The organism is Hydrogenispora ethanolica, assembly GCF_004340685.1.
GTDB lineage: Bacteria > Bacillota > UBA4882 > UBA8346 > UBA8346 > Hydrogenispora > Hydrogenispora ethanolica.
This window is the reverse complement of record NZ_SLUN01000022.1, coordinates 44,982-67,318: the sequence shown is the minus strand read 5'-3', so window position 1 is coordinate 67,318 and position 22,337 is coordinate 44,982. Positions and strand designations below refer to the sequence as shown.

Sequence of the window (22,337 nt, the reverse complement as noted above, 5' to 3'; positions counted from 1 at the left end):
CCAAGCTGATTAAGGCATTGTGGCAAGTCTCTCAAGTAGGAGGATTTCCATGGCTATTGGTCATATTGTCCAAATTATTGGACCCGTTTTGGATGTCGAGTTTCTTCCGGAAGAGATTCCGGCGATTAATACTGAAATTCGGGTCAATTTTCAACACAACAACCAAGACGAAAAAATCGTTGCCGAAGTGATGCACCATCTTGGAAACAACCGGGTTCGTTGTGTCGCTTTAAATTCCACCGATGGCTTGATGCGCGGTTTGGAAGCCCAAAGCACCAATGAGCCAATCAAGGTTCCGGTTGGCCGGGAAATCCTCGGACGGGTCTTTAATGTCTGGGGTGATGTAGTGGATGACGGTCCACCGCTGCAAGCGAAGGAATATTGGCCAATTCATCGTAAAGCTCCTCGTTTCGAAGAGCAGGAAACGAAACAGCAGATCCTGGAGACCGGCATCAAAGTAATTGATTTGCTGGCGCCCTACCCTAAAGGCGGTAAGGTCGGTTTATTCGGTGGAGCCGGAGTCGGCAAGACGGTGCTCATTTTGGAAATGATCCGGAATATTGCTACCCAGCATGGTGGGTTTTCGGTCTTTACCGGAGTCGGCGAACGGACCCGGGAAGGAAACGAACTCTGGCTGGATATGAAAGAATCCGGGGTTATTGAAAAAACAGCCATGGTCTTCGGCCAGATGAATGAGCCGCCGGGAGCCCGCTTGCGGGTCGCTTCGACCGGGTTGACGATGGCGGAATATTTCCGGGATCAAGAACATCAGGATGTGCTGCTCTTCATCGACAATATTTTCCGGTATGTCCAGGCGGGTTCAGAAGTATCCGCTCTGCTCGGGCGGATTCCATCGGCAGTCGGCTATCAACCGACGCTGGCAACTGAGGTGGGAGCCTTGCAAGAAAGGATTACCTCGACCCGTTCCGGCTCGATCACTTCCATTCAGGCGATTTACGTTCCCGCCGATGACTATACCGATCCCGCTCCGGCGACTACTTTTACGCATCTTGATGCCACGACCAACTTGGACCGGAGTATCGTGGAGATCGGGATCTATCCGGCGGTCGATCCGCTGGCTTCGACCTCACGTTTGCTTTCGCCGGCCGTGGTCGGGGAAGAGCATTATCAAGTAGCCCGTCAGGTTCAGGAGACCTTGCAGCGCTATAAAGAGTTGCAGGATATCATCGCCATTCTAGGAATGGAAGAGCTAAGTGACCAAGATAAATTGACAGTCGCTCGGGCGCGGCGCCTCCAGCGCTTCCTTTCGCAACCGTTCTTCGTGGCTGAGAATTTCACCGGTCAGCCTGGTAAATATGTTCCCATGGCGGAGACGGTCAAGGGATTTAAAGAAATTCTCGATGGGAAGCATGACGATATCCCGGAAGAAGCTTTTTTGATGGCCGGACCCATCGAGGAGGTTGTGGAACGCGGCAAGAAACTTCAGGAGGGGACTGCCAGTGCCTGAGAAACCGCAAACCAAGCGGATCTGGTTGGAAGTCGTCACCCCATCCAAATTGGAGTTACGGAAAGAAGTCGAATATGTGGTTGTCCCGACCATCGACGGCATCATTGGCATTTTACCAGGCCATATTCGTTTAATGACGCCTTTAGCAACCGGAGTACTCCGTTATAAGATCGACAATCAAGACTATTATATGGCGGTCAGCGAAGGTTATTTGGAGGTTACCCCCCACAAGGTCATTGTCCTAGCGGAAGCCGCCGACCTGCCGGAAGAGATTGACGTACAGCAAGCCTTGGCCGAAAAACGCAAAGCGGAGGCGGAAATGTATAAGCCGTTCTCCCAAAACATGGAGATCGCATTGAGCCGGGCAATCTCCAAGTTGGAGGTCGCGCGAAAAACCGGGCAAAAAATTGAATGAGTCCTGAAAAGACCGTCGAGCGTGACGGTTTTTGTTTTTTTGAGGACTATCAGACACCAGTCAAATCAAAATCAGGAATATAGGCTTCATCGGCTGAATCCAGTTCCTGGACAAAACCATCTTCCAAACCCAGGGAAAAGAGTTCATCGAGGACTGCATCATATTCGGTCTGGGTCAGTTTTCGATTTAACTCCGGCGGGAGTCGCAAGGAAGACAAAGGCAGATATTGCGCCATCAGGCTGACATATACTCCTTTGGGCAGATGCTGCTTCATCCATTGCAAACATTGTTTAGAGTCCGCCACGGCACCCGGAAGAATGAGATGCCGGACCACCACTCCGGAACGGATGAGTCCTCGTTCATCCAAAACCACCGGGCCGCATTGCCGGACCATTTCCAGAATCGCGGCTTGAGCTACGGTTGGGTAATCCGGGGCATGGGCGTAACGATTACTCAATTCGGGGTCGGCGAATTTTAAATCCGGAAGATAGACATCGATAAGGCCTTTCAATAAATGGAAAGACGCAAGACTTTCATACCCCGAGGAGTTATAGACGATTGGGATTGCAAGCCCCAGGGAACGGGCTTGCCGGATCGTTTCCGCCACTTGGGGTGCGAAGTGCCCGGCAGTAACCAGATTGATATTATGAGCCCCTCGCGATTCAAGCTCCAGAAGTTTCACCGCTAGAGCCTCGATCGATAGATTTTTTCCAAACCCATTGTGGCTGATCGGAGCGTTTTGGCAGAAGACGCACCGGAGGTTACAGCCGGAAAAGAAGATCGTACCGGAACCGTTGTTTCCGGAGATAATGGGTTCCTCCCAATGATGCAGGCCGATCCGGGCTATCCTCAGATTGGCATCGGCACCGCAATATCCGGTAGCGCCGCTCTCCCGATCGGCTCCACAGTTTCTAGGGCATAAACGGCAATGGGCTAATGCTTCCAAATTCATGAAACCCCCAGGCTTCAAACATTGAATCTCTCTTATTATAGTATAAAAAATGTTTTAAAGGCAGGAAGCTTTCTAAAAAAGGCGAAATCTTTTGAGAATCATGATAAGTTACTTGAAACGCCCGGATGAGTTGCGATATTTTTTCCTTGATATAAAAAGTTCAATCGGTGGCCTTGACAGACGGCTTTTTCGGATGGAAAGGATGATTGAAAAACTTTTGCAGCGGATGAGTGTTTGTTAATTATCTCCGGAAAGATTTCAAATGGGAGCATGAATGGAATACGTACAAAACTTTGGCGATTTAATATTTCACCTGGACGACCATCTGAATTTGCTGGCTCAGGAATATGGTGCATGGCTGTATGTTATCCTGTTTTTGATCATCTTTTGTGAGACCGGTTTGGTGATAACACCATTTTTGCCGGGGGACTCGCTTTTATTTGCCCTCGGGGCGTTAGCCGCAGCGGGCGTGCTCAAGATGGATATCCTTTTCCCGGTGCTGTTGTCGGCGACGCTCTCCGGCGATACCGTCAATTACTGGGCTGGTTATTTCATCGGGCCCAAAGTATTTCAGAAAGAACGTTCTCGTTTTTTAAACCGGAAGTATCTGGACAGGGCTCATCAATTTTACGAACGGCATGGCGGAAAGATGATTACCATCGCCCGCTTTGTCCCGGTGATTCGGACCTTTGCACCGTTTATCGCCGGCATTGCCCGGATGACCTATTGGCGGTTCTTTCTTTACAGTTTTCTGGGAGGGCTGTTTTGGATTTCGTTGTTAACTTGCGGAGGGTATTTCTTTGGCAACCTGCCGTTTATCAAGCAGAACTTTGCCCTGACGGTGTTGGCGATCGTTTTGATCTCCTTGCTGCCGGCCGCCATCGAAGTCTTGAATCAACAACGCCAAAAGAAGCAGAGCTAATTTCCTCAATGGTGGGGCAATGAAAACATTGGGCTCATATACTTGAGAGAAATTGACGCGTGTGAGAATGTTTCCGGAAACAAGGCGGAGGCTTTCGTTCCGGTCAATAAAACTACGGATCATAGGAGAATATCCATGGAGATTCAACGGGTTTTCTTGGTAGTCCTGGACGGCGTGGGCGTGGGTGAATTGCCCGATGCCGGCCTGTATGGCGACCAGGGCAGCAATACCTTGGGCCACACCGCCCAAGCGGTCGGTGGATTATACCTGCCCAATCTGGAGCGGGCCGGTTTGGGCCGCCTAACCACCATTCCGGGTGTTTCAGCCGCGGTGAAGACCGGGGTTTATGGAAAACTCGCCGAGCGCTCGGCGGGGAAGGATACGACCACAGGCCATTGGGAAATGGCCGGCATCATCTTGCCGAAGCCGTTTCCGGTTTTCCCGGAAGGTTTCCCAGCGTCCATTCTGGATGAATTCATTCGATTGACCGGCCGTCCGGTCATCGGCAATAAAGCCGCTTCGGGGACGGCGATCATCGCGGAACTCGGCGCCGAACACCTGCGAACGGGGGCATTGATCGTCTATACCTCGGCGGACAGTGTATTCCAGATTGCCGCCCATGAAGAGTTGGTTCCCCTCGACGAACTCTATCGGGACTGTGAGATTGCCAGAGGGATCCTCCAAGGCGACTCGGGAGTGGGCCGGGTCATCGCCCGCCCGTTCCGGGGCGAGCCGGGCGCCTTCTATCGCACCGCGGGACGAAAGGATTTTTCGCTCAAACCGATTGCCCCGACCGTGTTGGACCGCTTAAAAGAGAACGGTTTCACCGTTTTCGGCGTGGGCAAGTTGGAAGACATCTTCAGTTGGCAGGGCTTGACCGATTCCAACCATACGCATAATAATCAGGAGACCTTGGCGTTTCTCAGCGAATTACTGGAACGCGATTTTAAGGGACTGGTCTTCGCCAATTGTATCGACTTTGACATGCTCTATGGCCATCGCAACGATCCGAACGGCTTTGCCAAGGCGTTGACGGAAGTGGACGCCTGGCTGGGCGCTCATGTGCCCCGCTTGCGCCGGGGCGATGTCCTGATCATCACCGGGGATCATGGCGGCGACCCGACGACTCCAAGCACCGACCATTCCCGCGAATATACGCCGTTATTGTTATTCGGTCCCGATCTCCCGGAGACGCTGGCTCTCGGAACCCGCGCCACCTTTGCGGACATCGCCGCGACCATTTGCCAGTGGTTTGGCGTCGGGCCTTGGCCGGTGGGCGAGGAGTTTGCCTCACTGATCCAAAATGCTTTGGCGAAACCGGAATAAAACGGAGGAGCGACGCTTCCATGCGCACGGTCGATTTGATCTGGAAGAAAAGAGAAGGCGGGGAGTTAACCGCCGCAGAGATTCATTTCTTGATTCAGGGGTTTGTCGATGGAACGATTCCCGACTATCAGATGAGCGCTTGGTGTATGGCGGTTTATTTTCAAGGGATGACTTTTGAGGAATGCACCGCGCTCACGCTGGAGATGGCGCATTCCGGAGCGGTGGTCGACCTCTCTGCGATCCCCGGCATCAAGGTCGATAAACATAGTACCGGAGGCGTGGGGGATAAGACCAGCCTGGTCTTGCTGCCCATGGTCGCCGCCGCCGGCGTGCCGGTGGCCAAAATGTCCGGCCGGGGCCTGGGCCATACCGGCGGGACCCTCGACAAGCTGGAATCGCTTCCGGGAGTCAGCACCGCGCTGAATCGCGACGCTTTTCTGGCTCAAGTGAGCCGGATCGGCATTGCCTTGGCGGGTCAGACGGGAAATCTGGTCCCGGCTGACAAGAAGCTTTACGGCTTGCGCGATGTCACCGCCACCGTCGAGAGCATTCCGCTCATCGCCAGCAGTATCGTATCCAAAAAACTGGCGGCCGGAGCCGATGCCGTCGTCCTGGACGTCAAATTTGGCGACGGCGCCTTCATGAGCCAGTATGACAAAGCGGTCGAGCTGGCCCGGACGATGGTCGAAATCGGCAAGCGGGCCGGGCGCCGCTTCATCGCCGTTCTCAGTGACATGAATCAGCCGTTGGGCAACGCCATTGGCAACAGCCTCGAAGTGGCCGAAGCCATAGCCACCCTGCAGAACCAGGGTCCGGCCGATCTGACGGAACTCTGTTCCATTTTGGGCGGGTATATGATCTGGCTGGGCGAAAAGGCGGACGGTCCGGAGCAAGGCAAGGAGCTCGCCCTGGAGATGCTCCGATCCGGAAAAGCCTTCGCCAAGTTCCGCGAGATGGTAGCGGCTCAGGGCGGCGCTCCCGAGTCATTGGACCACCCGGAACGGCTGGCCGCCGCGCCCTTCATCCAGGAAGTAGTCTTTCCGGGCGAGGGATGGGTGGAAAGGGTGGATTGCCGCGCTTTGGGATTGACCGCCATGACCCTGGGCGCCGGCCGCGCCAGACTGGATGATGTGATCCGTCCCGAAGTCGGTCTTACACTAAAGGTGAAAGTCGGCGATCGGTTAACCCCGCAATCGGTACTGGGGGAGGTCCACGCTGCGAGTCCCGACGTGGCCGCCCGGGCCGCCCGGGAGGTTTTGAACGCGATTCATCTCGCATCAAAACCAGTTGCGAAACAGCCATTGATCGCCGCTGTGATTTCCTGATCGGAATGTAAAGGAATTTCTAGAGGAAAACCAAAGCTGTCTCTCGAGGGCGTTAAAAAAAGATAGCTTTGGTTTTTTATATCCTTCCTTGGAAAGCTGGAATTTATTTCCGTGACCTTCCTAACATTCTGCGAATGGCGGCTCGCTCCTCCGGAAGGACCGCCGCGGTCTTGGGAAATTCCGCCCGTGTCTCGGGCGCCTCGGCGCTCCATTCCGGCAGGTCGGCCGGAGGCTTTGGCAGGGCTTCCGAAGCCTTTGGAAGGTTTGCTTTGGGCTCCGGAAGGGTTTCCGATCGCTTCGGCGGTTCCTCCGTCGGCCTGAGCGGAAGGTCGAAAGGTTCTGGCGGTTCATGGTAATCCTTTGGGTATTGGGTCGGGAAAACCAACCCGAGTCCTTAAGAGCTTTGATGGATTTTGGCCGAATGGTTCGGTTCGGAAAATAGGGGTTCTTGGAAGGAAAACTTCTCAGGGGCGGAGAAAAAATGACGATAAAATAAAAAAGCCCTTTATAGGCTTTCTCACTTTCTTTCATGGTCGGGGTGAGAGGATTTGAACCTCCGGCCTTTCGGTCCCGAACCGAACGCTCTACCAAGCTGAGCCACACCCCGGACAACGGATTTATTATAGCAAAGAGTAGCGGGTTTGTCAAAAGAAAATCGTAAATTTTTTTACGGAAAATGCAGTAAGCTGGAAAACTATTGAGAAACTATTCCGTTTCCGCGTTGAATATGCGATACTATAAAAAGTTATCCCTCTCTCATGGACGTTTCAGTTGCGGAATTCCGGATGAAAGCGATGGGGTTGGTTTTTGTCTTGAGGACAAGTAGACGGGCAAGGAGGAATGCCAATGTGGATTACATTTTGTGGTGCCGCCGGCACGGTTACCGGCTCTTCGTATCTGGTGGAGACGGAACGTTACCGCTTTTTGATTGATTGCGGCATGTTCCAGGGAACCAAAGAGCTTCGTCAGCTCAATGAGAAGGATTTTCTATTCAATCCGGCCGCGCTGGACTTTGTGGTGCTGACCCATGCCCATGTCGACCATTGCGGGCTGCTTCCCAAACTATGGCTGAGGGGATTCAAGGGGCCGATATACGCCACCAAGGCTACGGCCGAAATCTGCAAGATAGTGATGGCCGATTCCGGGCATATTCAAGAGATGGAAGCGGAATGGCGCAACCGGAAACGGTCACGCACCGGCGAACCATTAACGGAACCGCTCTATACGGCGAACGACGCCCTGAGTACCGGCGCCTTGCTGCGGCCGCAGAGTTATCGCCAGCGTTTTGAGCCTGTTCCCGGAATTCGGATCAATTTTTTGGACGCCGGCCATATTCTGGGTTCGGCGATAGCCGAAATCTGGGTGGAAGAAAACGGGCGAACTACCAAAGTGGCCTTCTCGGGTGATCTGGGCCAAAACAACCAGCCCATCATCCAAGACCCGGAATTTGTCCGTGATGCTGACTATGTACTAATGGAATCGACCTATGGCAACCGTCTTCATGAACCGGGCCCGGAACGGATTGAAAAATTGCGCCAGATTGTGCTGGAAACAGTCCACTCTCAGGGAAATTTGATCATTCCGGCTTTTGCCATCGGACGGACCCAAGATCTGCTGTACCACTTGAAGATGCTCTTTTACCGGGGGGAGATTCCCAAAGTCCCGGTCTATATCGACAGCCCGATGGCGGTCTCGATCACCGAGATTTACCGGAATAATCCCGATTGTTATGATGCCGAAACCAGAGGGTTGTTCGCGGCCAAGGAAAGCCCTTTTGAGTTCGGCAATCTTCATTTCGTGCGCACGACCGAGGAGTCGAAAAAGCTGAATGAGACCGCCCGGGGCGCCATCATCATCTCGGCCAGCGGCATGTGTGAAGCGGGCCGGATCTTGCACCATTTGAAACACAATTTGTGGCGGCCCCAATCGCACATCCTCTTTGTCGGATACCAGGCCGAAGGGACTTTGGGCCGCCGTTTATTGGAGGGTGCCAAAGTCGTAAAGATCATGGGGGAACAGCTGACGGTTCAGGCTCAAATTCATTCCATCGGCGGCTTTTCGGCGCATGCCGACCAAAATGGCCTCCTGGAGTGGCTGCAAGGATTTCAACGGCAGCCCCGCGGTTTGTTCCTCGTTCATGGGGAAAATCAGGCCCAAGCGGACTTGGAGCGGGCGATCCGCGATCGGTTTCCGGTTGCGACTTTTATTCCTCGGTGGGGCGATCGTTTTGAATTGAAAGCCGGCGCCGAACTGAAAGAACAGCGTACAGTCGCGGCATTGAATAATTTTGCGTTTGATCGAAAACTTACCGACCTTGAGCACCTGATCCTGGCTCTCCGGACGGAAGGCCCTTCTGCCGACAGGAAGAAGATACACGCCCAGGTCGAACAATTGAAGCAGGAACTCTCGGAGTTGGAGGAACTTTTGAGGCAACCCGCTTAAGCCGTAAAAATTGGGCGAGCCCCACTGAGAATTTGCCGTTCGAGGGGTAAAACGATTTTTTTCAAATCTGATACCCGTAGTCTCTTCCGAATCATATGATGTGCTATGAAGGCTGAAGGGAGCGGGTTGTCGGGTATGAAGGCGGGCTTCGGGAGACATTTGATGGCGGATTTATATTTTTGTCAGAATGAATTATGGAACAATCCTACTGAATTTATGTCCGAAATTCGCCGCATCACGAACTCTGACGGCATTATCAACATCCAATGGGTCTTTCAAACGTTCAAACCTGAAGGAACCCGGATCAGTGGGGAGTTTGACGATTGCTTCATTTTGATCCAGGTCTTTTCCGTACAAAAGTTTTTAACCATCGATGTGTTTTGGTGGCAACCGCGCCAAGAAATCGAACAATTCAGCGAGGCATTGATCGATCTCTTCCGGCCGCAAGTATTAGCCACCGAGTCTCGTTTGCGGGCTGAACATCTGAATTAAAGCGCTATTCTTAAGGATTAAACCCTAAAAATTCGCATAAACCTAAAACTTGAAGCGCAGCATAATTGCGAAAGCCAAAATTTATCAGTAGCGAGGACCTCATGAAAGTTGACCAATATAGCGGAATTATCCATCGAATACGCACTGAAGCTGCGGCCAAAGACTTTTATTTTGTGCTGCGGATCCAGTACCGTAAAGATCTGGCTCTCCACATCAATAACGGCAAAACGGAAGAGGTGAGCACCGCCACGACGGCCGGAGTCGGAATCCAGGTGATTTCGCCCCAAGGGTATATGGGCTTCGCCGCATCCGACCAAATCAGCGAGGCCATCGCGGTCGAGCTGTTTCATAAAGCGGCGTTTCTGGCGGACCAGGGCCAATTCTATAGCAGTGAATCCAATCAGGAAGTTTTTCAGTTGGAACCGCTTCAGAAAAAAGTTACCATCACCGAGCGTCATCCTCTGGGTAGCATCAGCTTGGAAAATGTTGAAGCGAAAGTCAAGGCGATCAACCGGGAACTCACCGACATGGATGAGCGGCTGTCGGTGCGGACTATCTTGAGGTTGAGCGCCGAAGAATGGCGGATCGCCCGTTCCGACGGGACGGATGTTTCTTTTAATACCCCCCGGTCATTTCTGTACCATTCGATCACTGCCAAATCTGCGACGGATACCGCCACCGCCTATGCCAATCTTCCCGGGACCGATTTGGGTATCATCATCGAAGCGGAGAGCCTCGAACGGTTACGCTCCCGGGCGCACAAGGCAGCGCGTTTGGCTTTGGAGTTGCTGGGCGCCCCCAAATTGAAAAGCGGCAACTATAAGCTGGTCATCGATTATGCCTTGGCCAAAGGGTTGGCTCATGAAGCCTTTGGTCATGCGGCGGAGACCGACGCGCTCGAAAGTTCGATTCTGGGGGAGGACGGTCGGCTCAAAGTCGGCCTCAAGGTCGCGAATGAACATCTATCGATCATCGATGGGCCGATTGAAGGGGATTATGCGTATCAACCCGTCAGCGCCATGGGAATTGAGCGAAAAACCGTGAAAATTGTGGATCATGGAAAACTTAGCGCCGGATTATCCGATGTTTTTTCGGCCAGACGTGCGGGAGTGGCGCTTACCGGGGCGGAACGGGTCGAGAGCTTTTTCTCGTTGCCGATTGCGCGGATGACCAATATTCGGATCGAATATGAAAACGCGCTGCCGATGGCGGGAGATTTTGAAGCGATAACTCCGGCTGACTTGTACCATTTCCTGGTCCGGCATAAGTTGATCGAACCCCAGGAAAAGGTGCTTTATTTAACGGGCTTTCAAGGCGGACAAGTCAATCCGGCCTTTGGCGATTTTGTGTTTCATTGTTCGGGAATTTATGCCTTATCCGAAACTCCGGTCCTGTACAAACCGGCTATATTCAGTGGGAAAGTACTGTCTGTCCTGGATTCCGTCAGCGCCGCCATCGGGCCGTTGCAAATCGACGCCATGGGCACTTGCGGCAAGATGGGGCAAGGAGTCCCAAGTTGCGGAGGTTCCCATTATTTTCTCATGATTAACCAAAATCCAGAAATTATGATCGGAGGAGAATAATTTGATCTTGGCGGAGCAGCTTGCCGATATTTTGACCAGCTATCAGAAGAGAGATTCCGATTTGACGGAATGGCGGTTTGATCTCCACGACACTCGAGGTTTGGAGGTTGGTCTGAAAGACAACCGGATCGGAGGACCTTATTCAGCCCCTAGTTATAAGCGGAGTATTTCGGGGGAAATTTTTTTATATTGGAAAAACCAACGCTATAGTTCGGGCAAACTCGATTCTCAAGTGACGGAGAGTTTTGATGAGTATATGAACAATTGGAAGACCGCTGCCTATTCCGACCCCGAAGGTGTTTCTTTGTATACCCCGAAGGAAGTTCCTCAAGTCGATCTGGCGGACTCGGCGGTTGAACATATCGTGGACCGGGACAATTCGCAACCGTTTCGCCTCCTCGAAACCGGCCTGCGGAAATTAAGCGCTGCCGGGCTCCGCAAAATTAACGGGAAAGTCCGCTGTTTTCATAGTACTCGTGTAATGAAGAATTCTGCCGGTTTTTCATTGGAATATCGCCAAACCCCCGTGGAATTCTATTTCGAGGTGAACAATAGTTATGGCGAGTCTTTTCAGGAAAAGTTCTGGCCGGCGGAGGACAAGATTGAAGCAATAATTCAAAATACCGCCCGTATCGGCAAGCTGCTGGACAATACGGTTTCAACCAATTTTTCCGGGGAAATCCGCTTGTTGTTTCCGCCCGAAGTTTTTGAATCGTTTCTGAGCCAGTTTTTAATTTCGAATCTTTACGGGAGTCTGGTGGTGAACCGACAAAGCCGGTTTTCGCTTGATGATTTTAAAGAAAACCGAATGGTTTTACGGAATGACCTTTCGTTGGTGCTCGATACTCTCCAACCCTTACGGGCGTTTTCTTATTTGTGCACTTCCGAAGGGGTACCCGGGGGCCAGATCGAATTGATTGAACATGGGAGGCTTCGCACGCCGATTCTCGGTTTAAAATATGCTAAAAAAACGGGTTTCCCGCCAACCCCGGTCGTTGCCGGAGGCCGGGGCTTTTTCATCAAAACGGGCTTAGCAGTTCCAGAATGGGAACAGCTGATAAAAAATACTGAAAGAGGTCTCATTGTGTATTCCGTTTTGGGTATGCACACTCAAGATTCAAGCTCGGGCAGCTTTTCCTTGACCGCTGATCAATGCCTGCTGGTTGAGAACGGGGCCGTCCTTGGAAAGGTCAAGGCAGTCATCAATGGCGATTTTTTGAAATCGTTAGCGGCCGAGGACAGTTATTTCGGAAAAATCTCCGACGAGGACAATCCGGGGTATTCTTTTTTAGCTTCGGCAACCATTTGAGAAAAGACGTCAAGTTACCATTCGTCGGCAGGAGAGTAGGATTTATCGTCGAAATTTTTTGGGATGAATTATAGGAGGCCGGTTGGATGGAGTATGAGAATAAAAAAATAGCCGTTATCGGTTTGGGTGTCAGCAATACACCATTAATACGGTATTTAGTTAACGAAAAGGCCAATGTTTTCGTATTCGATAAAAAAGAAGCCGCGGGTTTAGAAAAGTATGTATCTCAATTAACCGGATTGAAGGTGAATTATTGTCTCGGCCCTGATTATTTAGAGCAATTACGGGATTTTGATATCATATTTGTAACTCCAGGAATGAAAAAAGACTTGCCGGAATTGTTACGCGCGAAAGCGGAAGGAGCCGTTTTCAGCAGTGAAATGGAGCTTTTTCTTCGTAAATGCCCAGGCAGGATCATCGGTATCACTGGAAGCAGCGGTAAAACTACGACAACCACATTAACCGGGCTCATGGTAAAGGCCGATTTTCCAAACACCTATATTGGTGGAAATATTGGCTGCTCATTATTGGATTTCTTACCTGAAATGACGACCGATTCCCGTGTTATTTTGGAATTAAGCAGTTTTCAACTTCAAGACTTGACTCAAAGTCCGGACTGTGCTCTTATTACCAACATTACTCCTAATCATCTGGATATGCATGCATCGATGGCTGAATACATAGGAGCCAAGGCTAACATTCTACGTTTTCAATCTCCCGATAGAATTGCGATTTTAAACTATGACAACGATATTACGAGAGAACTAGCTTCATCCGTAAAGGGAAGATTATTCTTTTTCAGCCGCAAGAAACTCCTGGATGAAGGGGCCTTTTTAAACGGTACAGAGTTAATAGTCCGCTTAAATGGTCAATCAGAGGTCATTGCCATACGGGATCAGCTCCGTTTACTTGGAGATCATAATATCGAGAATATTTTAGCAGCTGCTTTAATCAGCACTTTACAAGGGGTCTCCATTGAGACCATTGCTAAAGTCGCCCGTGAATTTAGCGGTGTGGAACATCGCCTGGAATTAGTGCGCGAACTAAATGGGGTAAAGTTTTACAACGATTCGATATCCACGACTCCCGACCGCGCTATTGCGGGTCTAAATGCAATGACCGCTCCTACGATTTTAATTGCCGGCGGCTATGATAAACATCTGCCGTTCGATCGTTTCGCCAAAGTGGTTGCGGAGCGTTGCAAACATTTGATTGTCTTAGGTGTCACTGCCTCGCAAATTAAGGAAGAAGTTCAAAAAATTGCACCGGATTTTCCAATTGAATCAGTCCATAGGCTGGAAGATGCAGTGGCGTTTGCATCAACGAGGGCTACTTCCGGCGACGTAGTGCTGTTGTCACCAGCTTGTGCCAGTTACGACATGTTCAATAATTATCAGGAGCGGGGCCGCCTTTTCAAAAAGCTCGTCAATGAGTTGGAAAAACACTGATTCGGTTATCCGTAATTCCTAAACTTGTTTTGATTTTTAAAAAACTATTGACTTCCTTTAGCGGCTCATATATCTTGAAATGTATATGCATATCAACTGCTGAAGACTGAATCTTAATTGCGGATACATAATCTAGAAAAGAGGAGTTCCCATGTGGGTGGTAGTTTATGTGGCCCCTAACCGCAGAGTTGCCAGCTATCTAAAAGAATTGCTAGAGGTCGAGGGAATTTTGGTAAAAATTAAAGAAGCAAATCTATTTTCAAAAGAGGAGAGAAATGTGGAGGTTATGGTCTCTGAAGTTGAAATTGAAGAAGCAACCGAGGTCATTAACAACGCATTGCAGCAAGCTTAATTGGCAGGATTTTCAGGATGAAGCGAGAATTTTTTATGATAGGATATATTTCTAAAAATTTATATTATTCTTTAACTGGACACTGACAAGGAGTGGACTGATTGTTAAAGGACTTATTCAAGACCAAGCCTAAATATATAACTGTCAAAACCGATCAATCGGATTTCACTCACAAAGTTGAGATTGAGAAAAAAGAGATTCCCGATGGTTTGTGGGTGAAGTGCAACCGTTGTGCGCAAATAACCTACCACAAGGATATCGAAAAAAACCTGAAAGTATGTCCCAAGTGCGGATTTCATTTTCGGATTGGCGCCAAAGAACGCTTAATGTTGTTGGCTGATGCCGATAGTTTTCATGAGGAGCATGAAAACCTTAAAACCGTCAATCCGTTGAATTTTCCTGACTATGAAAATAAGGTGAAGAAATCCCAGAAAACAACCGAATTAATTGAAGGCGCAATTGTTGGTAAGTCGCTAATCGGTGGAATTCCTGCCGTCTTAGCTGTGATTGATTTTGGATTTGTAGGCGGTTCTATGGGTTCGGTCGTCGGTGAAAAAATTACGCGGGCTATTGAATTGGCTGCTGCTGAAAAAATTCCGTTAATCGCGGTCTCCGCCGGAGGTGGCGGCGCTCGGATGCATGAAGGGATTCTATCTCTGATGCAAATGGCGAAGACGAGTCAAGCTTTGAATAAACTATCCGCTGCTGGATCACTTTATATTTCGGTTCTGACTGATCCGACTATGGGCGGGGTCTTTGCCAGCTTTGCTTCATTAGGGGATGTAATTATTGCCGAACCCGATGCTTTGATCGGTTTTGCCGGCCCGCGGGTTATCCAACAAACAATACATCAAACGTTGCCTGCTGGTTTCCAGACATCGGAGTTCCTGCTGGAGCACGGAATTATTGACATGATAGTAGCACGCAAAGATCTCAAAGCCACTCTCGTACAACTATTGAAGTTTCATGCGAAGGGTGGTGTAAATATTGGCGAGTAATACGGGGTTGGTTCTTGAATTTGAAAAGCCGGTTTTGGAATTAGAAAAACAGATAGAAGAACTGAAACAGTTTTCGCAGGAGAAGGGCATCGATATGACGGTTCAAATAGCCGTCCTTGAAGAAAAGGCCAATTCCTTGCGTTTAAGCATCTATAACAATCTTTCACCTTGGCAAAGAGTGCAAATCGCCCGGCATGCAAAAAGGCCTACTCTTCTTGATTATGTCGGACTTATCTTTACTGATTTCATAGAAATGCATGGAGATCGCTTGTTTCGGGATGACCCGGCAATGATCGGCGGTCTTGCATATTTGGATAGTATTCCAGTTACAGTTATCGGTCAACAAAAAGGCCGTGATACCAAAGAAAAAATTTATCGAAATTTTGGTCAACCGCATCCCGAAGGTTATCGGAAAGCGCTTCGTTTAATGCATCAAGCAGAAAAATTTCACCGTCCCATTATTTGTTTGGTAGATGTTGTTGGTGCCTATCCAGGCATCGAGGCGGAGGAACGGGGGCAGGGCGAAGCGATTGCAAGAAATATTCGAGAGATGGCGAACCTGACCGTACCGATTATTGTAGTCATCACCGGTGAAGGCGGAAGCGGAGGTGCACTTGCTGTAGGCGTTGGCAATCGGGTTTTAATGATGGAAAACGCTTATTACTCGGTTATCTCTCCCGAGGGTTGTGCTTCAATTTTATGGAAAGACGCATCGAAGGCATCGGATGCCGCAGATGCATTGAAGTTAAGTGCCAACGATCTTTTAAAATTTGGGATTATCGATGAGATTATTCCCGAGCCTTTAGGTGGTGCTCATAAGAACCCCAACGAGGCCGGGATGAATTTAAAGAAGGCAATAAATAGCCATTTAAAGCCATTACTGAACCTTTCATCTTCTGAATTATTGGATAATCGGTATAATCGTTTCCGTCACTATGGCGTTTATTTGGAAGATTAATATTCATCGCTGCTTATAGGGATGCCAACATGATTGGCCGGTATTTAGGAGGGATCCTCTTGAAAAAAACTAAAATCATTTGTACTTTGGGTCCAGCGAGCACCAATCCGGTTGTTCTGGAGAAATTGATCAAAGCCGGCATGAATATTGCCCGCTTAAATTTCTCCCATGGCTCTTATGATGAACATGCGGAACGAATTAAGCTGGTCCGAGAAATTGCAGCTAAATTAGGAACCCCGATCGGTATCTTAGCCGACATTCAGGGACCAAAGATCCGAACCGGAAAAATTAATCCTGGTCCGATTCAGCTCGTCGAAGGAACTCAAGTTCATTTGACCGTTGATCCCAAAAAAGACGGGAATCCCGAATACATTTATGTAGACTACCCAACCTTAATTAAGGATGTTAAGATTGGCGGCACCATCTTTTTAGCGGATGGAATGATACAACTTTCGGTTATTGGAGCTGAAGGACATGAACTGAAATGCGAAGTCTTGAATGGCGGTGAATTATCCTCAAAAAAGGGAGTAACCCTTCCCGGAGTATCCGTCAATCTCCCGGCTTTAATGGAAAAAGATCGTTCCGACATAGAATTCGTCATCCAGCAAAAAGTCGATTTTATTGCGGTGTCGTTTGCCCGAAAAGCGGAGCATCTGGCGGAAATCCGCGCACTCGTTAATGAACTTGGCGGAGATCAACTGATCATCGCTAAAATTGAAAATGAAGAAGGCTTCCGCAATAGTGAGGAGATTTTACAAGCATGTGATGGCATTATGGTGGCTCGGGGCGATTTAGGCACGGAAGTACCTCCCGAAGAGGTTCCGCTGATTCAAAAGTTTTTAATTGAAATTTGCAATGCAGCAGGGAAACCTGTGATTACTGCCACGGAGATGCTGGAGTCAATGATTCGAAACCCTCGGCCGACCCGGGCTGAAGTGACGGATATCGCCCACGCAATCCTGGATGGAACAGACGCAATTATGCTTTCCGCTGAAACTGCCGTAGGAAAATATCCGGTTACTGCGGTTGAGATCATGTCCCGAGTCGCTAAGAGTATTGAGAATTCTTTGAAATTTGAAGATATTCTCGCTAAAAAGAAGGTTAGTTCTTTTCCAACTGTCAGTGACGCCATAAGCCATGCGACCTGTCAAACCGCATTAGATCTAAAAGCAGCGGCAATCATTAGTTCAACTCAATCGGGGAGTACCGCCCGAACGGTTTCGAAATATCGTCCTCAGGCACCGATTGTGGCTGTTACGCCTTCGCTGCGAATAGCTCAACAACTAGCTTTATCTTGGGGCGTGTTCCCGGTAATTGTTCCCCCCGCCAATGATATTGACGAGATGCTTGATGTTAGCATTGAAGCAGCTAAAAAGACCGGATTCATTCGAAGTAAGGATTTGGTGGTCATTACCGCTGGAGTACGTACTGGAATTCCTGGTTCCACCAATTTATTACAAGTTCTATATGTCGAATAATTGGTTAAACTTTTAGTACGCCATAATGGCGCAGAGTCATTCTTGCACTCTTGAACATATTTGCACCTTCGTCATCTTTAGCGAGAGTTTGGTTTCTCGACGAGGGAACTTTAACAGAGGTGAACGTTATGATCACTATTGATCAGAATAATTTTCAAAATACTGTCATGGAATCCCAATTACCGGTACTCGTTGATTTTTGGGCACCTTGGTGTGGTCCCTGCCGCATGGTAGCGCCAATTGTTGAAGAGATTGCGGCAGAATTTGAGGGTAAAATTCAGGTCGGGAAAATCAATGTTGACGAAAATCAGGAGTTAGCAGGACAATTTGCTGTAATGAGTATCCCGACGCTTTGTCTGTTTGTTAAGGGTAATCCGGTGCTAAGATTAGTAGGATTCCGTCAAAAACGAGAACTTGTGGCAGAAATTACCAAGCATTTAGCCTGAAATTCAGATAAAGTTTGACAAGGTTTCTAGTTTTCGATATAATGCTTACGAGTTATTTCTATTAATTTTATACTCATCAAGAGAGGTGGAGGGATAGGGCCCGATGATACCCAGCAACCCGGGGTTATTCCGCAGGGTGCTAATTCCCCCCGGAGGAAGTTCTGGGAAGATGAGCCTGTCTTTCCCTTCCAAAGTGGAAGGGTTTATTTTTTAGTAAGGATAAAGGAGTTGCTGCCAATGACTAAAAAACATTTATTTACCTCTGAGTCGGTAACGGAGGGGCATCCGGATAAAATTTGTGATCAAATTTCCGATGCTGTATTAGACGCGATAATCAGCCAAGATCCGAATGCCAGAGTCGCTTGTGAAACTGCTGTAACTACTGGGTTAGTTTTGGTGATGGGGGAAATTACCACTAATTGTTATGTGGACATTCCCAAAATTGCGCGTCAAACTATCCGCGAAATCGGATACACCCGCGCTAAATTTGGTTTTGACAGTGAAACTTGTGCAGTCCTTACATCAATTGATGAACAGTCACCTGATATCGCTTTAGGTGTTGATAAAGCCTTGGAAGCGAAACAAGGTGAAATGAGCGAGCAAGAAATCGAGGCAACCGGAGCTGGCGATCAAGGAATGGTCTTCGGTTTCGCCTGTGACGAAACTCCTGAGTATATGCCCATGCCAATATCACTGGCGCATCAATTGACGCGCCGTTTAGCGGCAGTTCGTAAAGCAAATGAATTGGATTATTTACGTCCGGATGGAAAAAGTCAAGTTACTGTAGAGTACGAAAATAATATCCCGGTACGGGTAGATACGGTTATTATCTCAACACAACATGATCCAAGCATTATGCACGACCAGATTGAAAAAGAGATCATCGAAAAAGTAGTATTACCTGTAATCCCCGGTCATTTAATTGATGAACGTACTAAATATTATATTAACCCAACCGGTAGATTTGTCGTGGGAGGACCGCAAGGAGATTCAGGCTTAACTGGTCGCAAAATTATTGTAGATACTTACGGCGGGGCCGCTCGCCATGGCGGCGGAGCATTTTCCGGAAAAGATCCTACCAAAGTGGACCGGTCTGCTGCATATGCCGCGCGCTATGCCGCAAAGAATATTGTAGCCGCGGGGCTTGCCAAACGATGTGAGATTCAAGTTTCTTATGCCATCGGAGTTGCCAAACCGGTATCTATCATGGTGGATACGTTTGGCACCGGAGTTATTCCCGATATGGAGATCGTTGAATTAATAAAGAAATATATTGATCTACGCCCTGCGGCGATTATTCGTAATTTAGAATTGCGTAGACCGCTTTATCGGCAAGTGGCTGCTTATGGACACTTCGGTCGGAATGATTTGGATCTTCCTTGGGAAAAATTGGACAAAGTGGCATTTCTTAAATAAAACTTTTGACGTGTAGGATGGGTCAAAGGTGGCAATATAAGCGATAATAAATGCATGGATAGCCGGCAAGCCCGGCTTTTTTTATTCGGCTATTCGAGAAATATAGAATCTAAAGGTATAAAGTTATTTTTTAACAATGCCGAATGTTTTACTAATAGACCCTAAGGGGTGTTTGAATGCCGGAAATTATTGATTTCAGCATGGTTGACAAAATTATCAAAGAGACAGTCGCTGCCATAGAGGTAAGTAAAGCGAGTCTTTTCGACATTGCTGAAAGCGCGAAAAGTGTTCAAAAAAGAATGCAATCGGATTTTGAACAGGTATGCGAGGAAGTCGGACGTGTTATTGAAACAGTAGACCGGTTAGAAGCAAATTATAAAAAGGCCCGTATTCATTTAATGGATGTGAGCCGTGACTTTACCCACTATTCGGAAGAAGACATCAAAAAGGCGTATTTGCAAGCACAAGAATTTCAAATTAAAGTAGCTGTTGAGAAAGAAAAAGAAAAAGGTTTGCGGTTAAAACGTGACGAATTAGCCCGTTCAATTGCAAAAATTAGTGAAATGTCAGTTAAGGCAGAAGAGCTAGTTTCGAAGGTTGACATTGCATTGACTTTTTTAAGTGGTAATCTAGCCGAATTCAGTCAACAAATGGGCGGTTTGCAACAAAAGCAATTGATCGGTGGACGTATTATTTTAGCTCAAGAAGCGGAGCGTAAACGAGTTGCTAGAGAGATCCATGACGGACCGGCACAAGCAATGGCCAATGTGGTTTTACGAGCTGAGTTATGTGAGAAATTATTAAAATCTGATCGGGCGGCGATTCATGAAGAATTGCACCAACTTAAATTAATCGTCAGAGAAAGCCTTCAAGAAGTACGGCGAATCATATTTAATTTGCGTCCGATGACTTTAGATGATTTAGGTCTTGTACCGACTCTGCGACGTTTTCTTGAGGAGATCCAAGCAAGGGAAACTGAAACTACTGTCATTCATCTCGAAATTCATGGCGAGGAAAAACGTTTGCCGAATAGTTATGAAATTGCTTTATTTCGGTTGGTTCAAGAAGGAATTAATAATGCTCATAAACATTCTCATGCAACCCAAATTAAAACGATGATTGATTTTTTGCCCGAAGAAATCACCGTCAGGATTATTGATAATGGCGTGGGATTCGATTACCAGAAAATTCTGAATGAAGTTTCAGGCAAAGAGAGTTATGGACTGTTGAGCATGAAGGAACGCTTGGAATTGCTTAATGGTAAATTGCTCATTCAATCTGCGCCAAATCAAGGAACCACTATACTTGCCTCGGTTCCAATTGAATAGTGATTATGATAGAAAGGGCATAGATGCCAATGATAAAAGTAATGATTGTCGATGATCATTCGCTAGTTCGCCAGGGGTTATGCCAGTTAATCAGTTTAGAAAATGATCTCGTAGTGGCCGGCGAAGCTCAAAATGGAAATGACGTGCTTGATAAAGTGGCTGATTTGAAACCGGATGTTGTTCTAATGGATTTGAATCTACCCGGAAAGAACGGTATCGAATTAACTGGCGAACTAAAAATAAAATTTCCTGATATCCATGTTTTGGCATTGACAATCGATAACGACCAAAATCATGTTTCAAAGATAATTAAAGCTGGTGCCTTAGGCTACGTTCTTAAAGATATTGATCCCGATACATTATATGAAGCAATTCGAACCGTTGCTAAGGGAGATGCATTTATTCAGCCTTGCCTTTTAACTAAACTGTTGCATGAATTTCGGCAGCTTATGAATGAAGAGAAAACAAATACTCTACCCGAGGATTTTGGATTAACCCAACGAGAATTAGAAATTGTTTCATATATAGCGAGTGGAAATAGTAATAAAGACATCGCTGAGAAATTGTTTATTAGTGAAAAAACGGTTAAAAACCATGTGAGCAGTATTTTAAAAAAGATGGCCCTTGAGGATCGGACCCAAGTTGCGGTTTATGCATATCGGAAAGGGCTCATCAACGAGTAGGACTAAAGTCCTGACAAGACTTGAAAAAATAATTCGTTTGGCGGATATATGCTTTTATTGATCCATGATATAGTGTTTATGGAAGAGAACTTAAGTTACTATTACTATGCAATGATTAGGCAGTTCGGGAAATGTCTGATTTAAAAAGGAGTGAAATCCATGTTAAAACGACTTTTTAAAGAGGAATTAGGACAGGGAGTGGTTGAATACGGCTTAATCATCGCGTTAATCGTAATGGTAGTCATTGGCGCTTTTGTGGCTGTAAATGGTGGGTTAAATGGTATTTTCAACAATACTGGTAGCAATTTGAGTTCTCCAAGCTTTATTTTGAACGGTTAAACGTTATTTTTCCAAACTTCTTGAAAAAGACTTTACCCCAAGCAGGTAAAGTCTTTACTATTCTAAGCTGTTGATGTTGCAGAGGTTTTGGAAGTTTGGAAAGGCGAGAACAAGATAACCATCACAGTTTTGGCAGGTGAAGTGGTTGACCGCGAAAATTCGAATTATGGTTGTTGACGATACTTGGGAAACCTGTAATAATTTACAACGACTTCTGGAACTAGAGGAGGACATTCAGGTTGTCGGAACTGCCAGTAATGGAGAAGAAGCTCTCCGATTCGCTAAAGTACTGTTACCTGACATCGTTTTGATGGATATTAATATGCCGGTTATGAATGGAATTCAGACCACCGAACAGATGACTATTGAACTTCCGCAAACAGCAATTATTATGCTATCAGTTCAGGCTGAACAGGAATACATCCGTCAAGCGAAAGCCGCAGGCGCATCCGAGTATTTAATTAAACCTCCCAGTATTGAAGCCTTGACTCAGGCCGTCCGGCGAGTGTATCTTTCAAAGAAGTCGAGATAAAACTCATAATTTGCCCTCTGATTGAATTCGCTTCTATCCCTCCCAGGCAGATCAAAGGAACAATATTCCCGCATCAAGCGTTCATATATTATAACCTCAGTTCAAATTGGGAATCGTCTTATTCC

At 47.7% G+C, this 22,337-nt stretch carries 21 protein-coding genes, 1 tRNA gene and 1 riboswitch; of the genes, 20 read left to right on the top strand and 2 right to left on the bottom strand.

The window, feature by feature from the left end; genetic code table 11:
• Nucleotides 1–49 precede the first annotated feature (49 nt).
• Both atpD and atpC read left to right on the top strand, forming a co-directional pair.
• The gene (gene atpD / locus EDC14_RS16910; RefSeq protein ID WP_132015485.1) at nt 50–1,468 is read left to right on the top strand and encodes a F0F1 ATP synthase subunit beta; all 1,419 of its coding nucleotides are present in this window, start codon (nt 50–52) and stop codon (nt 1,466–1,468) included.
• Nucleotides 1,461–1,883: an ATP synthase F1 subunit epsilon gene (gene atpC, locus EDC14_RS16905; protein WP_165908084.1), complete on the top strand. Its 423-nt coding sequence runs from the start codon at nt 1,461–1,463 to the stop codon at nt 1,881–1,883. Before atpD ends, atpC begins: the two co-directional genes overlap by 8 nt.
• Nucleotides 1,884–1,932: 49 nt before the next feature.
• On the opposite strand, the gene EDC14_RS16900 is transcribed toward atpC, so the two are convergent.
• Nucleotides 1,933–2,829 carry a radical SAM protein gene (locus EDC14_RS16900; protein ID WP_424337418.1) on the bottom strand — a complete coding sequence of 299 codons (897 nt, stop codon included), beginning with the start codon at nt 2,827–2,829 and terminating at the stop codon, nt 1,933–1,935.
• A 280-nt stretch (nt 2,830–3,109) separates the two neighbouring features.
• On the opposite strand from EDC14_RS16900, the gene EDC14_RS16895 reads away from it, so the two are divergent.
• From EDC14_RS16895 to EDC14_RS16885, 3 genes are all read left to right on the top strand, one after another.
• Nucleotides 3,110–3,757, top strand: a complete 648-nt coding sequence (locus EDC14_RS16895) for a DedA family protein (protein ID WP_132015482.1) — start codon at nt 3,110–3,112, stop codon at nt 3,755–3,757.
• A gap of 135 nt (nt 3,758–3,892) precedes the next feature.
• Nucleotides 3,893–5,083 carry a phosphopentomutase gene (locus tag EDC14_RS16890; protein WP_132015481.1) on the top strand — a complete coding sequence of 397 codons (1,191 nt, stop codon included), beginning with the start codon at nt 3,893–3,895 and terminating at the stop codon, nt 5,081–5,083.
• 20 nt (nt 5,084–5,103) lie between these two features.
• The gene (locus EDC14_RS16885; RefSeq protein ID WP_132015480.1) at nt 5,104–6,408 is read left to right on the top strand and encodes a thymidine phosphorylase; all 1,305 of its coding nucleotides are present in this window, start codon (nt 5,104–5,106) and stop codon (nt 6,406–6,408) included.
• A 530-nt stretch (nt 6,409–6,938) separates the two neighbouring features.
• On the opposite strand, the gene EDC14_RS16880 is transcribed toward EDC14_RS16885, so the two are convergent.
• Nucleotides 6,939–7,015, bottom strand: a tRNA-Pro gene (locus EDC14_RS16880).
• 239 nt (nt 7,016–7,254) lie between these two features.
• Between EDC14_RS16880 and EDC14_RS16875 the strand changes: the two genes are divergently transcribed.
• The 15 genes from EDC14_RS16875 (at nt 7,255) to EDC14_RS16805 (ending at nt 22,212) form a co-directional block, all read left to right on the top strand.
• Entirely contained in the window at nt 7,255–8,850 is a 1,596-nt protein-coding gene (locus EDC14_RS16875; RefSeq protein ID WP_132015479.1) for an MBL fold metallo-hydrolase RNA specificity domain-containing protein, read from the top strand.
• A gap of 162 nt (nt 8,851–9,012) precedes the next feature.
• Entirely contained in the window at nt 9,013–9,342 is a 330-nt protein-coding gene (locus tag EDC14_RS16870) for an S-adenosylmethionine decarboxylase (protein WP_165908083.1), read from the top strand.
• 101 nt (nt 9,343–9,443) lie between these two features.
• Nucleotides 9,444–10,925 carry a TldD/PmbA family protein gene (locus EDC14_RS16865; RefSeq protein WP_132015477.1) on the top strand — a complete coding sequence of 494 codons (1,482 nt, stop codon included), beginning with the start codon at nt 9,444–9,446 and terminating at the stop codon, nt 10,923–10,925.
• Nucleotides 10,926–10,932: 7 nt separating this feature from the next.
• A complete protein-coding gene (locus tag EDC14_RS16860; protein WP_132015476.1) occupies nt 10,933–12,234 on the top strand; it encodes a metallopeptidase TldD-related protein in 1,302 nt (433 codons plus the stop codon).
• An 86-nt stretch (nt 12,235–12,320) separates the two neighbouring features.
• Nucleotides 12,321–13,682: a UDP-N-acetylmuramoyl-L-alanine--D-glutamate ligase gene (gene murD, locus EDC14_RS16855; protein ID WP_132015475.1), complete on the top strand. Its 1,362-nt coding sequence runs from the start codon at nt 12,321–12,323 to the stop codon at nt 13,680–13,682.
• A gap of 151 nt (nt 13,683–13,833) precedes the next feature.
• Nucleotides 13,834–14,034 carry a putative signal transducing protein gene (locus EDC14_RS16850; RefSeq protein ID WP_132015474.1) on the top strand — a complete coding sequence of 67 codons (201 nt, stop codon included), beginning with the start codon at nt 13,834–13,836 and terminating at the stop codon, nt 14,032–14,034.
• Between the two features lie 101 nt (nt 14,035–14,135).
• Entirely contained in the window at nt 14,136–15,032 is an 897-nt protein-coding gene (gene accD / locus EDC14_RS16845; RefSeq protein ID WP_132015473.1) for an acetyl-CoA carboxylase, carboxyltransferase subunit beta, read from the top strand.
• On the top strand, nt 15,022–15,990 hold the full coding sequence (locus EDC14_RS16840) for an acetyl-CoA carboxylase carboxyltransferase subunit alpha (protein WP_243662975.1): 969 nt from the start codon (nt 15,022–15,024) through the stop codon (nt 15,988–15,990). Before accD ends, EDC14_RS16840 begins: the two co-directional genes overlap by 11 nt.
• Before the next feature lie 59 nt (nt 15,991–16,049).
• The gene (pyk, locus tag EDC14_RS16835; protein ID WP_132015472.1) at nt 16,050–17,468 is read left to right on the top strand and encodes a pyruvate kinase; all 1,419 of its coding nucleotides are present in this window, start codon (nt 16,050–16,052) and stop codon (nt 17,466–17,468) included.
• A 128-nt stretch (nt 17,469–17,596) separates the two neighbouring features.
• The gene (gene trxA, locus EDC14_RS16830; protein ID WP_132015471.1) at nt 17,597–17,914 is read left to right on the top strand and encodes a thioredoxin; all 318 of its coding nucleotides are present in this window, start codon (nt 17,597–17,599) and stop codon (nt 17,912–17,914) included.
• Between the two features lie 70 nt (nt 17,915–17,984).
• Nucleotides 17,985–18,090, top strand: a riboswitch (SAM riboswitch).
• A gap of 61 nt (nt 18,091–18,151) precedes the next feature.
• Entirely contained in the window at nt 18,152–19,330 is a 1,179-nt protein-coding gene (metK, locus tag EDC14_RS16825) for a methionine adenosyltransferase (protein WP_132015470.1), read from the top strand.
• Between the two features lie 176 nt (nt 19,331–19,506).
• Complete coding sequence (locus EDC14_RS16820) at nt 19,507–20,658, top strand: sensor histidine kinase (protein WP_132015469.1); 1,152 nt, start codon at nt 19,507–19,509, stop codon at nt 20,656–20,658.
• Nucleotides 20,659–20,681: 23 nt separating this feature from the next.
• A complete protein-coding gene (locus tag EDC14_RS16815) occupies nt 20,682–21,341 on the top strand; it encodes a response regulator (RefSeq protein WP_243662974.1) in 660 nt (219 codons plus the stop codon).
• Between the two features lie 159 nt (nt 21,342–21,500).
• Nucleotides 21,501–21,680, top strand: coding sequence for a Flp family type IVb pilin (locus EDC14_RS16810; RefSeq protein WP_132015468.1), 180 nt, complete (start codon nt 21,501–21,503; stop codon nt 21,678–21,680).
• A gap of 145 nt (nt 21,681–21,825) precedes the next feature.
• Nucleotides 21,826–22,212, top strand: coding sequence for a response regulator (locus tag EDC14_RS16805; protein ID WP_132015467.1), 387 nt, complete (start codon nt 21,826–21,828; stop codon nt 22,210–22,212).
• Nucleotides 22,213–22,337 lie beyond the last annotated feature (125 nt).